This is a genomic window from Bacillus sp. FSL K6-1338 (genome assembly GCF_038006965.1).
In the GTDB taxonomy this organism is placed as follows: domain Bacteria; phylum Bacillota; class Bacilli; order Bacillales; family Bacillaceae_G; genus Bacillus_A; species Bacillus_A thuringiensis_S.
Genome location: NZ_JBBOWI010000001.1, coordinates 1,809,321 through 1,825,874, shown reverse-complemented (window position 1 = coordinate 1,825,874; position 16,554 = coordinate 1,809,321). Strand labels below are relative to the sequence as shown.

The following is a 16,554-nucleotide window of genomic DNA, read 5'->3' as shown; positions in this document are numbered from 1 at the left end:
GATCCTTTCTAATTAAAAATGATAGGAAACGTAAATATGACGAAAGCTGCCCAAAGTCCGTATATTGGCAAATACTTCGTAACGGCATCTTGGATAGCTTTTGGTCCTGATTTATTTTGCAAGAAACGCATATAGGAAAACATAATCCAAATTAGATTTGCCCAGATCAGTATGTTTACACCTAAAACAGCTAGTCTATTAGGTGTAATCCCGTAAGAAGAAAGTCTAAATACGATGGCTGACAATGCAACAGTATCAATAATAAGTGCCAGAACAATTAAGGCAAAATTTATATAATCTGAAATACTCTTTTTCTCGTCTGAGTCACTCTCAACGATAGAAAATATAGTAACAGCCAATACACCAAGCAGTATTCCGTTGAAGGCCATTAGGAAATTGCGATCCAAGAATGGATTTTTCCCGACCAAAATTACCGTTATAAGATAGATAAGCAAGGTAATCAGGACGAGAGGACTAAAAATTTTAGATATGTATGGTGTAATATTTTTAGCAAGCTTAAGATTCATTGATACTAAGTATGCAGTCACAATAGCGAGAGCCGCTGCTCCAAATAAAACAACATTACTAAAATAGAATTCTCCTATATCTAAGTCAACAAAGCTAAATAAACGCATGGTGAATATTGCTAGTATCATTCCGCTCACTGCCATGCTCCCGTAGAGAAGACAATATTCTAAATTAAATTTAATATAGGCTAATCTTGTACTGCCTTTTGAATATTCATTTCCTGTAAATGCAAGCCCTACTAAGACCCATAAAAATATAGGAAGATGTAAATACGCAAGGATGGTACTGTCTTTATAATTTATTGGCAACGTATTAAGATACACCCCGGAAACTAGGAATAACGCTATAAGGGAATAAATAATACTTTTTTTCGGCTTATTATTGTAAACAAAATAAGCAGCAATAAAGGGAATTACACCAAAAGCCAAATTAATTGGAGCAATTGCTTCCTGCTCAACAAAGTGGAAAATGATTCTAGTGCTTATGCCGGCCAGAATAGCTAAAAGGCCCATGAATAAGAAACCTTTTTGAAACAAAGATGTTTTTTCTTTATTTACTTTCTCCTTAAAATGCAACCTTTCATACCAAGCACCTAGAATTTGAGAATCAGGGTTTTGGTCCCATGCTTGTGAGAATGCTTTTTTAAAAGCTTTCGGATCTTTTCTATACATCTTCTCCAACTCATGGGGGTTATCCATATGTTTAACAATCAAATTGTTAATGTTCATAGTTATACCTCCTCTAATTTTAAAAATAAGGTTGTTACCTTTTAACAAAAGCACCTCACTCATTTATTATGATTTTGATTTTAATACAAAATTTATCGTTTTACAATAAAAAATTATTATTTAAAGGGTTTTTTTTATCGTTAAATTTTATATAAAAGAAAAAACAAAAGAGCATGACATAAAACTGTCATGCTCTTTTAACAAATTAATTCTCAAATACAAAATTAATCTTATTATCTTTCCACTCTAATTTCGCATCAAACGTTTTCTCGCCCTTTTTAAAGCCTTTAATTAAATCAGTCTTTTCACCTTTTAAGAGCTTTGTCATATTCTTTTGCGAAATTGTTTTACTTAATATCTTCTTTGAAATGGTGAAATCACATTGCGTTGTATTATAGTTAGAACAACCGTAAAACGTTGACTTATCAATTACATCGCCATCACATTTTTTACAGCTACCAACCTTTTTACCCGTTGTAAATTTCGATCCTTTTCGTTCAATCGATTCAACATGTAGTCCCGTGAAATCCCACTTCTCAGACATTTCCACTGCGTCTTCAATAATTTTAGCTGATAGCTTTTTCGTCTGTTCCATAAATGTAGCTGGTGAAGCTGTACCTTCACCAATTTCCGCAAGACGTTGTTCCCATTTCGCAGTCATTTCCGGTGAAGCTAGTATTTTGTCACCAATTGCGGTAATTAATACTTTTCCTTTATCAGTCGCATACACTTGGTTTTTCTTTACATCTATATATTTACGGTCTTTCAGCATCGTAATAATACCCGCGCGGGTCGCTTCCGTACCTAAACCTTCTGTTTTCTTCAATACCTTCTCTAGCTCTTCATTCTCTAAATACTTACCGGCTGTTTTCATTAACGTAATAAGTTGTCCTTCTGTATAACGCTTCGGTGGCTGTGTTTTTCCTTCTTTCACTTTCACCTTTACAACTTTTCCTTCTTCACCTTCAGCTACAATTGGAAGAATGGTTTCGTCATCTTTATCGTCTTGGAAAATAACTTTACGCCAACCTTCTTGAATTTGCTGTTTTCCTTTCGAAATGAACGCAGCACGTTCGTCTACAAGAGTTGTAATCGTTGTATAGTCAAAAATCGCTACTTCATAATGCGCCGCAATTAGTCTTCTTACGATCATATCGTAAATTTTCTTTTCATCACCTGATAGTTTGCTTGGATTTGTAACTTGCTCTGTCGGTATGATCGCGTAGTGATCTGTTACTTTCTTTTCATTTACATAACGCTTATTGTTCATAATGGATTCAACCGGAGCCGGTAATAAACCTTTATATTCATCAAACTGACTTAACTTCTGTAAAATATCAGGGAAAGTCGCTGCTTCTCCTTGAGTAACATAGTTAGAATCTGAACGTGGATAAGAAACAATCCCTTTTTGATAGAGTGCTTGCGTTATATCAAGCGTCTTTTTCGGTGAAAACTTAAAGGCTTTATTTGCCGTTGCTTGCAGTGATGATAAGTTGAATAAAAGCGGCGGCTGAAACTCTTTACGCTCCGTTTTCATTTCCTTCACAACAGCCGGTTTCCCTTGGCAAAATGCCGCAATTTTATTCGCCATATCAGGGTCTTTTAAGCGGGATTCATTATCCTTCTCCCATTTCCCGTCATATTTCTTTCCTTCTATATTAAAGGTTGCAAACACTTCCCAGAAAGGCTCTGACTTAAAGTTTTCAATTTCTTTCTCACGCTTTACAATCAATGCTAACGTTGGTGTTTGGACACGACCAGCAGAAAATACATCATTCATTCCTTTTTTCTTTAACAAAATACTAAACACACGTGATGCATTCATGCCAACAACCCAGTCAGCACAAGATCTTGTGTATGCTTCGTAATACGTATTAATTGTATCTGATTCATCAAGTAAATTTTTAAACCCTTGATAAATTGCTTGCTTCGTTAAAGACGAAATCCATAGACGCTTCATCGGCTTTTGCACGTTACAAAGATTAATAATATTTCGTACGATCAGTTCCCCTTCACGCCCAGCATCGCCTGCGTGAATAATTTCTGTTACCTGTGGATTATGTAACAGCTGTTTCACAACGTTAAATTGCTTATACTTTGACTTTGTAACTTCAAATTGAAAACGCTCTGGAATCATCGGTAACGTATTAAGTGACCATTTTTTCCACTCTGCGTGATAATGCTCTGGATTACATAACTGCGTCAAATGACCAATTGCCCATGTACAGTACGCTCCATTTGGAAATAACTCATTCGCTTCTACTTCTAAATATCCATCTTTCCGGCGATATTTAAACTGTGAAACAAGAGCCAACCCTTGATCTGGTTTCTCGGCAATAATTAATTTCATTTTATAACTCCCTATCTGTATTCCAGTGTTACTTTCATTGTATATATGTTTAGAAGCGATGATAAAACAACAATCTTATTTATCATTCGCGGTTTGTCTCGCAAATGTGAGACCTATAATATTATACGCTTATTCTTTATGGCTTCACAATAGAAACTCATAATATAACAATTTCTTTGATATCCTTAAACAAAAAAAGACACCATAAAATTTGGTGTCTTTTTCTCTATTTTTTAACCACTATCTTTTCATTTACATTGTTTTTTATACTCTCTTCATTGCAATTAATTTTATCGATACTATCTACCTTCAATTTACCATCATTTTTCTAAAAAAGATGGTACTGTAAGGAAATGCCACAATAATTTATGTATTAAACTTTAAAAAATTAGAATTTTTTATAATTTTATCCATAGAATACTTTAACTATCTCGTTGTAGTAGACAAATCATAATTTGCTCTTTAACAGCGAGCTTTCTCTACATGATTATTAACTCTCTTTAAAATCTATCAATCAAGTTGTATCCATTTCACTATACTCGCTCTAGAACTTTAAGGTTAGATTTTGTACTTTTTTCCAAATTCAATATATTTCCCGTCTTTATATTTAGCCCTAAACTTTTATCATTATCAAACCAATCAACTTCTAATTTTGTAAATTTAAGATTTTCCTCACTCCTTATTTCATAAGTGTAGAGTTTATCCCATAATCCCCATAAATGAGGATATAATCTCACTTTCAAATTAAAGGGTTCTAATATACATGTAAATAATTTTTGTTTTTTATTCTGACCTACATGTATTGATTTAAATAAATTATAGGCTACCAAACGTGATTCTCCATTTCTATTCTTATCAGCAATCAATAAACATAACGGTTTTTTTAATGAACATAATAAATTAATTGCTTCTGATTTAAATGTTAGGTTTAAAAAAGTTGTATTATTATCTTCTGTACTAATCCACTTACACAAAAAGTTATCTAAAAATAACAAACCAGGATAAATCTCATCTTCCTTAATCTTTTTTAAATCGGAAATATTCAAATATTTACTTCGAGTTAAAAAAACATTTGTTTTAAATATTTTACATAATTGATAATCAATGAGATTAAAATCACCAAATTGAAAAGTACAAAAAAATCCCTGAGCTTTTTTACACAAATAAATGTTATCTAATCCTACTATTTCTTTAAATCCTTTGTAATAATGAGGGGTTAATCTATATTTTCTTTGTATATATTTATTAATCCGATAATTCCGCCAAAGGTCTATTACTTCTACATTTGTAAATCTATTAAAAGATGCTAGTTCTTTTGATAGGTTAGCAAGGGCTATAAAATCACTATATTCTGACCCAATTATTTTCTCAGTAGCTATTTGGCAATCTATAAAGGATTCAGCCAGATAATTTAATTCCTCATTCACGTAATTCCTCCTAATTTCTAGATACTTTATCTTCATTTTGATTTTATTAAAATGAAGCTTTTTAATATACCTCTACAAATATTAAAAGATGTTTATGTTATATATATTTGCACGACACCTAACTATTACAATGATCTTATATCCTCACTTATTACATCATGAAGCACACAATTGTATGTATCCTTAAATCTTTATATTTTGTCCGCACTCAACTTGCATAATATTAAGTACGATTGATAGGCAGTAAACCATACATATTTCCCCTTTTTTCACACCCGATAATTAAAATTATGGAATACTAATTGTTTTCAATTAACAAAAATCCCCCACCTTCATAATCCTCGTTAGTAATTTTTTAATTATATTTGTATTTATAATTTCTTGTGCTATAAATTCTCCATTATAACAAATACTAAAAACCGCAAAAAAACACTGTATTTTCTTTTGTTATTAATCTATGAGTATTAAAAGAAACTTCTTTATCACTCTTCTAGGTCCCCACAAACCCCCAACAGCAATTTTGTTTTAGTATAAGCCGTTATTTTAGTTAAGCATTCTCTTTCATTAAAGAGATAATCTCTTTAATCTTTTTAAATACAATTTCATTAGATATTTGTGGATGCATAGTACAGATAGATAATTTATGATTTTCATCTATGAATAATTTTTTAAAATAATAATATCGATTATCCAATAAACTTTTCATTTTAATTATTTCTAAATAATTTCTTAAATCAATTGAAAATGACTCCAAAGGTATCGATAACCCTCTCCCAATCGCTTTAATATAACTCTCTTTTAAAGTCCATAAATCGTAAAATCTATTAATTTGTTCGTTTTGTGATTTAATGGAAAATACATATTCCGCTTCTTCAGTGGAAAAAAAAGATAGCACTAGACTTAAATCTATCAATTTAATAATTTCTACATCAATTCCCACTGGTGATGAATCAAATGCACAAACCACCCAATCTCCTGAATGTGATAGATTGAAATAATTTCCCTCTCTCTTTATATAAGGCTTACCATAGGCATTGTAATATATATTAATATCTTTGTTCTTTAATGATAACTGTTTACCTAGTATAGATCTAACTAATATTTCTCCAACTAATGTTCGTTTTGCATCTTTAAAATGCAAAAAACTCTTTATTTTTTTTTGTTTTTCTAATGGAACATAGCTAAGAAGTTCTTCAAAATCATTGACAGAAAGCTCCTCTGATATATTTACGGCGATTATTTGCATCTGCTCCTACCTCACATTAAATTTCATAAAATCTGTACTACACAAACTGCTTATGATTTTAAATAATATACAGATTCCTGTCTTTTTGCTGTATTAAATACCGAAAAAATAATTCCTAAAATCAAAATAATACAACTATATCTATACGTATTATTAAAACTATTAGTAATCGCTTTTTTATATTGCTTCTTTGCATCCTGATATATATCCGAGATTGTTTTTTCTTGTAATTCAAAATCTTGATTTACTTTTTCTGCAAGCTCTTCAGGAGTATTATGTATAGCAACTTTTTTTCTTTCTTCTATTTGATAAATAAATTTCTCTAAAGAATCTTTAGAAGATGTGTCTTTCATATGTTTTCTATCTATTTGTTGAACATTTATAATTAATTTCTCTTTTATTTCTTTTGGCATATTTGTATGTTCAACTTTGTTTACCATTTCTTTTTTGACCAGATTTAGTTGTGATTCCAATTGATTATTTAGTAATGCTACTAAAACTGCTACACCTAATATACTACCAATAGTACGAGATATATTTGTTATGCTAGAAGCCATACCCGACTTATTAACAGGAACACTTAAAATTGCAGTAGTAGATATTGGAGCAAGTGTACATCCTGTTCCTACCCCACCTACTGCTACTCGCCAAATATAATCTAAACTTGTAAAATCTGTAGACATTGTAGTAAAAGAGTAAGTAGTAACAGCTAATAACAACATTCCTGCCATTCCTATCCATCTACTACCTTTTTTAGTGGCTATAGGTGTCATTATAGTTGTCACAATCATAGAAAATATGGCCAATACACTAATTATCAGACCTGCTTTCAATTCACTTATTCCTTGAACCTGTGTTAAAAAAAATGATAATAAAAAAATGATATTCATCATACCCATTCCTACTATAAATAGCAATAGATTTCCGACTGAAAATTGACGATTATTAAATAGCCAAAGTGGTAATATTGGATACTTTGATTTTTTTTCAATATTAATAAAACTTATAAAACTAATAATAGATATTACAAATAATAAAATTATATACTCTTTGTTCCAACTATCGTCATTCACTTTTAATAAAGCTAAAACTAAAGTAAATAAAAATAGAGAAGATAACAATACCCCTAACCAATCTATTTTCTTCTCTGATAATTCATCATAAGATTCTTTAAATAAAATCAATACTAATACACAGGCAATCAATCCTATAGGAATATTTATGAAAAAAATCCACTTCCAGCTTAATTGATCACTTAGTATTCCCCCCAAAGCCGGTCCTATAGCTGCAGCAAGTCCTCCAAAGGCCCCCATTATTCCTCCTATAATCCCTTGCTTTTCTTTTGGTACTAATTCTAAACCTAAAGGCATTGCCACCGGAACAATTATAGCTGCTGAAATTCCTTGAATTACTCTAAATAGGACTATTGTTTCCAATGAAATAGATAGTCCACATAATAAAGAACTAATTATAAATACAAATAAACCTATTACATAAAACTTTTTACGTCCAAATCGATCAGCTAATTTTGCCATAGGTAACAAACAAACAGCAAATGCTAAATTATAACTATTTATAACCCAAGAAATATGTTCTACCGAAGTGTTAAAACTGATTGTCATTTCAGGTAAGACAATATTAACTATGTTTGAATCTAAAATTGCCATAAAAAAACCTGAGATTAAAGCAAATAAAGCAAAGCTATGAGTTAATTTATTATTCATTCTTATCTCCCCAATCTTTAAATTTTTTTACCTTACAGTGCCTTGATAGTAGATTTATATTAGTAAGTACTTACTAACATTTTATCACTTTTTTTACCTAAAACAAATAAATTCTTTGTGCATCAATATAATATACTTCAAAACTCTCATCGTTAAAGTTAAATATAGGTTGTTGATAATTCTCACCAACAACCTATATTTATTTTATTTAATCTAATTGATTATAAAATTTTTCTATATATTCATTATGATTTGATAACCATTTAAACCCTAAACGCTCTAACATTAAATTTGTTCTGTCACACACTCTTAGAAAATTTGATTCCTTAGTATTTCTAAATAAAAATGAATTTAATAAAACTTGAATTACAGATTGTCTTTTCATTGGGTCTTCAAGGTGATTAGATAAATATTGAACAAAATCATCAAAATTAACAACATCAACCGCTATACCCAAAGATTGAGCAACAATCCCCATATCATTCCAACTAATCTTATTAGGGTTAAAAACATGAAAAATCTCATTTTGAAGACACTCTTTATTAAAAAGGGTTACTATGGCTTCTGCTACCTGATTTACCCCTGATAAATCTAGTACTGGATTTATTAAAAAAGGATAGATTCCTAAATTATTCATTGCCTTTATTACCATATAGAAGCCTTCTTCTTTAAAATTATAAGGCATTTTTTTGGAGCAATAATTCATAAATAAAGAATTTAAACGATATATATTACAATTCAGTCCAGAATCCCTTGCAACTAGTACAGCTTCTTCTGCTAGTACTTTACTTCTTAAATAGTAGTTTTCAATCATATGATTTCCCTTTTTGTCATATTCACTAAATATGACATAATCACCACCACTTGCTATACTAAGTGTAGATATATAGTTGAAATCTTTTTTTAAACCTGTCTTTGCAAACTTCAATACATTTTTTGTTCCTTCGATATTAACATTATGGAAATCTTCCCAGTTCCCATAATGTTTTATTTTTGCCGCACTATGAAGAACACAATCTATTTTATAAGACAGTTTCTCATATTCCTTACATTCCATACCAAATTTATTTTGGGTAATATCTCCTAAGATAATATTGATTCTGGATTGATATTTCTTTAATAGATTTTCTTCATTAAAGTAATAAAGAAATCTTTTATTTAATTTTTCTTTAGCAGCTTCTACTGAAATTGAATTGACTAATAGATATATAGTTGATTCTGTTCTGTTTAATATTTCATTAACTAAATGAATTCCTAGGTACCCTGTTCCTCCTGTTAAAAATATATTGTTATAATTCTTTTGTGACAAAAGAACTTCATTAGAATAGCGCTTAACATCATTAGTATAGATATCTTTATATTCCTCTAATGCTTCAATATCGTTATGATTTATTAAACCTATGTCTTGTGTTATTTTATCTAGTTTGTTTTTTAAATAATTTTGCTTATAAGTCATATTCTTTGCAAACTCAAAAATTGTAGGAAATGCATATACGTCATTAATAGATACCTCGAATAAATCTACCAACTCAGAAATTATCTCTATCGCTTTTATAGAATTACCACCAAGTTCGAAGAAATTGTCATATATACTAATAAACTCAGTATTTAATACTTTCCCCCATAAGTCTGCAAGTAGTTTTTCTCTTTCACTACTTGGTTCAACTCTTTTATTCTTTTCTCTTTTTTGAAGTATTTGTAATAATGCATTTCGATTAGTTTTCCCATTTGCATTTAATGGTATTTTATCTATACATATAAAGTTTGATGGGACCATATATTTCGGTAATATTCCTAACAAATACTTACGTAATTCTGAACCACTAAACTCTTTTTTCTCTTTTATAACCAAAAAGGCATATAAAGTCGCTTTTTCATCTTGTTTCACTATCACTTTAGCTTCTTCGATACAATAATAATTTTTTAATATAGATTCAATTTCTTCTAGCTCTATTCTATATCCATTTAACTTAACTTGATTATCTTTTCTTCCTAGAAATTGAATGTCTCCTGTTGGAAGATAGCGAGCTAAATCTCCAGTTTTATACATTAAGGATTCTTCACTAAAAGGATTATTAACAAATTGTTCTTTGTTTAATTTATGATTGTTTAGATACCCTTTTGACAAGCCTTTACCAGCTATAACTAATTCTCCAACCCCACCAATAGGTTGTAACTTTAAGTAATCATTTGGATTAACAATAAAGCACTGATAATTCATAAGAGGGGTTCCGATCGTTATTTCAGTATCTTTAGTAACTTTTTTATATGTAGCCCACACTGTAGCTTCTGTAGGACCGTATGCATTATAAATATCAGCTGTTGTATGCTGCTGAACCTGTTTTAGTAATTCTTTTGGAAAAGATTCTCCGCCTACTATAATTACTTTTAATTTTTCAAGACCGCTTGCATCCTCAATTAATAATTTTAATCTTGAAGGTGTCAATTGTATTATATCAACTTGATTATCCATAATTAATTTATTTATTTCTTTAATATTCATATGTTGCTTCTCATTTGCAATTATAACTTTTAATCCTACCGCTAATGAATATAAAGATTCTAAAATAAATATATCAAATGATATACCTGTTAATGCTAACATTACAGTAGTTTGTTTTTCATTTAATATATTCCTCATAGCTTCTACAAAGTTAGTAAGTGCCTGATGTTGTATTTGTACTCCTTTAGGCTTTCCAGTTGATCCCGATGTGAAAATAACATACGCTATTTGATTCTCTTGTATCTGTAAATCCAGATTTTCAGAACTATACTCTAACAACTTCTTATAATCATGCTGTTTTTTCAACAGATTAGATTCATTAGACTCTTTTACTATGAGTTTATTTACTTCTAAAATCACATCATAGCGATACTTTGTCAGCTCATTTTCAATTTTGCAATTTTTTCCCGATATATTTAATGAATGAATTATATGGCTTTTTATTTGCAAATCATTAAACCAAGATTTTGCTAGAAATAACTCTGATGAAAAATCAACTTTGGTTCTATAATTTGGGTTACTTTTAGAAAAATGAACAAGTGATTCAATCATTTCAGATTTTTTATCCTGATCCATTATATCACCAAGAAATATAACACCTTTCTGATCCAACATATCTGTGGCAATATTTATAACCTTTTTCAAGTAATTATGACCTGGAAAATATTGAACTGTACTATTAATGATAATCACATCAAATTTCTGCTTAATTTGCCCAATTTCATGAGCTGCTAAACATTCTAATTTAATATTTTCAATACCCTGTTTTTTAATGTAGTTTTTATTTTTTTCAATAGTCACATTTGACATATCAGTACCATAATATAATTTACAATATGGCGCTATCTTGTACATTGTAATACCAGATGCACAACCTATTTCCAATACACGAATATTTTCATGTAAATAAGGAGTCAATTTTCTCAAAACGTTATTTGAATACTCTTCCATCTCCTCCCTACTAAATTCTTCTCCTGTATAACTATTTATCCAACCACCCATACCTATTCTATTATTTGTACTAGCTCCAATATGATTCCATAATTTCGGATCCATTAATTCATTATTATGTGTATCTTCCATTTCTTCAATGTTATTACTATCCAAACATACATAAGCTTTAAATTCGAAACATTCCCACTGAAGTTTATTTAGCATCTGAACATAATTAGATTTCGAAATAATAACTTTTATTGCAGTATTATCTATAATATTTTTAATTCTATTTGTAGGTAAAGTCGGATCAATAGGTACATAAGAAGCGCCTGCTTTTAAAACCCCTAACATTGCTACAATGGTATAATGTGATCTCTCAAGTAAGATACCTACACACTCATTTGAATCTATGGTATACTCGCTAATTAAATACTGAGCTAAACGATTAGCACATTTATTAAGCTCCTCAAAAGTTAGTACTGTTTCTTCAAACTTTAAAGCTATTTTATTCGGTGTTAATTTTGCTTGTTTTTCTATTAAGACATGAATTGGTTCATTAAATTCTTGATTAATCGCCTCTATATTGGAATTAAATTCAAATAAAATTTTGTTAGAATCATATTCAGATGTAGCATTTATATTTTTTAGTAGAACATCTGGATTTGTTGTTGTCTCCTCATAATACAATATTAGTGTACGTAGCATCGCCTCTATTGTTTCTCTAAAATATACGTTTTCATTAAATTCAACTTTTATTTCAATGCCGTCGTTTAAATTAAATATAAATGCAATATCCGCAAATATCGGCTTTATGTAATTTATATCTTGTATTTCTTCTAGTAATGTAACTATTGGGAACAAGGGCATTTTTTCATCTTCTAATAAGATTTTATTCTCTTGTAAAATCGTTTGGTAAGGAATTTCTTGATTTTGTAATGCTTCCACTACAACTCCTTTAACTTCATTTATCCAATCTCGAAAGCTTATTTGACTATTAATTTTCTTTCTTAAAGTAAGTAACTGATTTATTGTCTCCTCATCCCCTCCCATATTAATTATAGGAGTTCCAATAACAACATCTTCATTATCAGTATATTTATATACTAAATATATGATTCCTGATAGTAATAAAATATAGGTTCCTAACTCAGAATTTTTACTTATCCGAAAAACATCTCTTACCAATTCATCAGGAAATTTTAATTTTACAATTTCTTTTTTATATTCTTTTAATAAAACACGTGACTTATCTGTTGGGAAGCTGCTCATAGCAACTTCTCCTTTTAGTTTTTCTTTCCAATAACCTTTTTGATTCTCAAAAATTTGATTTGTTACATACGGATCATTCGTTGCTTTACCCATTTTCATTCACCTTTCTAATGAATTCAAAATTGAAACTCTATATTTTCTACATTTAAATTAATTTGCGTAGGCTTTTCTCTCAAAATATCATTAATCTGTATTTCAGGGTTTGAAGTAATATCATCTAAGATCTTCAAATAATGTTCACTCATCATTTTAATTGTTTCTCTTTTAAACAGTTGAGTACTAAATTCAAATGAAAATTCTATACCCTGAGCTTGTTCAGAAGCAAACAACGTAATATCAAACATAGAAGTATTATTTTCAAATGGATACTTTTCCAAAGAAACACCCTCAAGATCAAAATTAGGTTTCTCCATATTTTGAAGTACAAACATTGTATCAAATAAAGGATTTCTTGCTGCTTCACGTTTTACTTTTATATTTTCAACTATTTTTTCGAATGGATAATTCGAATTATCAAAGAACTCCATAACATTTTTCTTTGTGTTTCTCATAAAGTCAAAAAAGCTTTGATTTGTTTGTATGCTAGTTCTTATAGGAATTGTGTCAACAAACATCCCTATAACATTTTCTAAATAATAATGTGGGCGACCATTTATTAACGTGCCAACTACAATATCCTTTTGAAGAGTATATTTATACATTAAAAGATAATAAGCTGATAACAAAACAGTAAATAAAGTTGTTTCGGCTGTTAATGCTAACTTTCTCAACTTACTTTCTAATTCTTTTGAAGAATAGCAAATAAATTTTTCTCCACTATATGTTAGCCTATCAGACCGTGAAAAATCAGTCGGTAAATTTAGAATTGGTATCTCTCCTGAGAAAATTCTTTTATAAAATTCCTCTTGTTTTTGATATTCATGACTATTTACCATATTTTCTTTCCAATTTGTAAAGTCCTTATATTGTCTATTTGGTTTATAAATCTCTTGTCCCGAATATGCTTTTATAAATTCATTTGTAAAAATCGCCATAGAAGTTCCATCTGCAATGATATGATGAATGTCTAGTAATAATAAATATTTATTTTCTTCTATTTCACCAATACCTACTCGAAATAATGGTGGTTCTTGTAAATTAAATGGTCTAATAAAATTCCGAATAGTTGTATTTATATTTTCTTTAATTTTTATTTCTTCAACTTCAAATGGCAGTGAAGCATGGATTTTTTGTACAGGTTGGCCATTAATTAACTGAAATGAAGTTCTTAATGACTCTTGTTTTTCCATTAGATCGAGAAAGGATTGTTTTACTTTTTCTAAATTTAAATTCCCCTCTAGTATAAAAGCTTGTGGCATATTATACGTTGTTGTTCCACTTGTAAATTGTTCCATTATATATATTCTTTTTTGGGCAGATGAAATGGGGTAGTAATCCATTACTTTACTTAACTCAATGTCATTTTTTAATTTAGTAACTTTTTCACTAGCGTCTTTATCTATATGCCTTATTAAATCTTTAAAAATTGGGTATTTTAATAAATCAGTGACTTTCCACTCTAAAGATAAATATCTATTCAATTTATTGATAACTTTTAAAGCTATTATTGAATCGCCACCTAGTTCAAAGAAGTTATCAATTATATGAATAGTCTTTAATCCTAATTCTTCTGCCCATACCTTTGCTACAAGTAATTCATTTTTAGAATAATTTTGTTTATCTTTTCCAACTATTTTTATTTCACTTAATATATCCTCAACACTGTTATTAATTGATATATAACTATCCCATTTCATTGTTAAATTTTCTATTTCTTTTTTTAAATCAGCAGGCACCTTAGAGTCTTTTAGTAAATGAGAAATATTCAAACTAAACTCTTTACTGTCATTTTTTTCTGGGATACTTAACCAGCATGGGTATTTGTCAAATACATATATAGGTAAAATTACTTTTTTCCGCAATTCACCTTTATACAGAAAACCCCAATCAATATCTGCTCCTTCAATGTAGTATTCACATATATTTTGCAATTCATTTCCTTTTACGTAATAAGGATTTTCTATTTGATTTATATATCTTAACGCTTCTTGGCTTGACTTTTTTATGTTTAACTCACTTAAAACTTTTATGTTTTCATCTGTCCTTCTATTTATTAGTGAGTATTCCCCCCAAAAAACCCCTTGTTTTTTTTGATTTTTTAAATTTTCTTCAGTAACTAGCAAATTTAATTTTGTCTTAAGTTCTTCCTCACTTTGGAATATGATAGCAAGGCGGTAATTATAATGCCCTCTTCCAGTATTTGCTGTATAACATAAATCTCTAAGGTCATACTGGTTTTCATTTAATAATTTTTGGTATTTTTTTATTAATTCTTTCACTGCTTTTTCACTTTTTGCTGAGATAGTTAATAAATGAAACATGTTATTATATTGATGGTTATTTACAGAATTCTCATTATTCCATTCTGACAAGACAATATGGCAATTAGTTCCACTCATTCCAAATGAACTTACACCACAAACCCTAGCTTTCCCTCCATTTTCCCAGGGTAGTAACAAATCATTCACAAATACAGGAGATGACTCAAATTCTATTTTACGATTAGGACGGTAAAAATGGATTGAAGGTGGCAACTCCTTCATTTTCATGGCCATGACACTCTTTACAACTCCAGCCAATCCAGCCGCTGCCTCTAAATGTCCTAAATTAGACTTTACAGAACCGATTGCACAAAATTGCTTTCGCTCAGTAAACCTTTCAAACGCTTTTTCTAAACCAGCTATTTCAATTGGATCACCTAGAGACGTCCCTGTAGCATGTGCTTCTATATACGTAATGTCTTCGGGAGATACTCCAGCATTTTCCCACGCTTGACAAATTACCTTTTCTTGAGCTTCTACATTTGGTGCTGTCAATGCAATTGAATTTCCATCTTGGTTAATTGCCCCCCCTTTTATAACAGCTTCTATATGATCCCCATCTTCTATCGCACAATTTAAAGGCTTTATTAGAATAGCTATAACTCCCTCTCCAGATCCAGTCCCTTCCGCACCATCATCAAATGATCTTGTTCTATAATCCGAAGCTTCAATGCCTAACTTTTGTTCTATTTCAAACGGTAATAAATTAATATGCGCGGTACCAACAATGGCTTGTTTACAATCGCCATTTTTAATAGCCTGACATGCTAAATATAAAGAGGTAAGCGATGATGAACAGGACGTATCAATTAACATGCTTGGCCCATTTAAGTCTAAAAGATAAGATATTCTACTTGGAATAACTGATGGTAAATTCCCAATAAATCCTGTCATATATGAATCTGGTTCAATATTTTGAATCATTTCTCTATAGCTTATTCCGCCTAATTCACTATGGCCTACAAATACTCCTGTCTCTGTGCCATTTAATCTCTTTCCTCCATAACCAGCATGCTCAATAGCTTGATAAGCAACTTGAAGAAACAATCTTTGTTTCGGGTCCATTAAACTTGCTTCTTTAGGTGATAAATTAAAAAATTTGTAATCAAAATTATCTATCTGATCAATATAACCCATTTTTTTATATCTATATTCATTTGTATTCAATATATTTACATGATGTAAATATTTATCCGCTTGCTCTTTTCTCAAATTTGGAATAGCATGAACACAATCTGTACCTAAACGTATATTCTCCCAAAAACTTTGAACATTATCAGCTAATGGAAATACACCTGCCATACCAATTATCGCAATATCATCATCACTTTTATCTAAATCTTTATTTTTCAAACTATTGTCCATGAAATCTTCCAATTTTATATCGTTAAAATTTAACATGATTCTCCTCCATCCTTAAAAA

At 29.9% G+C, this 16,554-nt stretch carries 7 protein-coding genes; all 7 read right to left on the bottom strand.

Features of this window, described 5'->3' with window-relative positions; translation table 11 throughout:
* Positions 1 to 8: 8 nt before the first annotated feature.
* Positions 9 to 1,256 carry a DUF4153 domain-containing protein gene (locus tag NZ044_RS09505; RefSeq protein ID WP_001024710.1) on the bottom strand — a complete coding sequence of 416 codons (1,248 nt, stop codon included), beginning with the start codon at positions 1,254 to 1,256 and terminating at the stop codon, positions 9 to 11.
* A 205-nt stretch (positions 1,257 to 1,461) separates the two neighbouring features.
* Positions 1,462 to 3,606 carry a DNA topoisomerase III gene (gene topB / locus NZ044_RS09500; RefSeq protein ID WP_098506303.1) on the bottom strand — a complete coding sequence of 715 codons (2,145 nt, stop codon included), beginning with the start codon at positions 3,604 to 3,606 and terminating at the stop codon, positions 1,462 to 1,464.
* Between the two features lie 533 nt (positions 3,607 to 4,139).
* Positions 4,140 to 5,033: a hypothetical protein gene (locus NZ044_RS09495; RefSeq protein WP_098506306.1), complete on the bottom strand. Its 894-nt coding sequence runs from the start codon at positions 5,031 to 5,033 to the stop codon at positions 4,140 to 4,142.
* A 547-nt stretch (positions 5,034 to 5,580) separates the two neighbouring features.
* Positions 5,581 to 6,279: a 4'-phosphopantetheinyl transferase family protein gene (locus NZ044_RS09490; RefSeq protein ID WP_098506309.1), complete on the bottom strand. Its 699-nt coding sequence runs from the start codon at positions 6,277 to 6,279 to the stop codon at positions 5,581 to 5,583.
* A 50-nt stretch (positions 6,280 to 6,329) separates the two neighbouring features.
* Complete coding sequence (locus tag NZ044_RS09485; protein WP_340949694.1) at positions 6,330 to 8,003, bottom strand: MFS transporter; 1,674 nt, start codon at positions 8,001 to 8,003, stop codon at positions 6,330 to 6,332.
* Positions 8,004 to 8,211: 208 nt separating this feature from the next.
* Positions 8,212 to 12,804 carry an AMP-binding protein gene (locus NZ044_RS09480; protein ID WP_199664079.1) on the bottom strand — a complete coding sequence of 1,531 codons (4,593 nt, stop codon included), beginning with the start codon at positions 12,802 to 12,804 and terminating at the stop codon, positions 8,212 to 8,214.
* Between the two features lie 23 nt (positions 12,805 to 12,827).
* Positions 12,828 to 16,532: a condensation domain-containing protein gene (locus NZ044_RS09475; protein WP_098506315.1), complete on the bottom strand. Its 3,705-nt coding sequence runs from the start codon at positions 16,530 to 16,532 to the stop codon at positions 12,828 to 12,830.
* Positions 16,533 to 16,554: the final 22 nt, after the last annotated feature.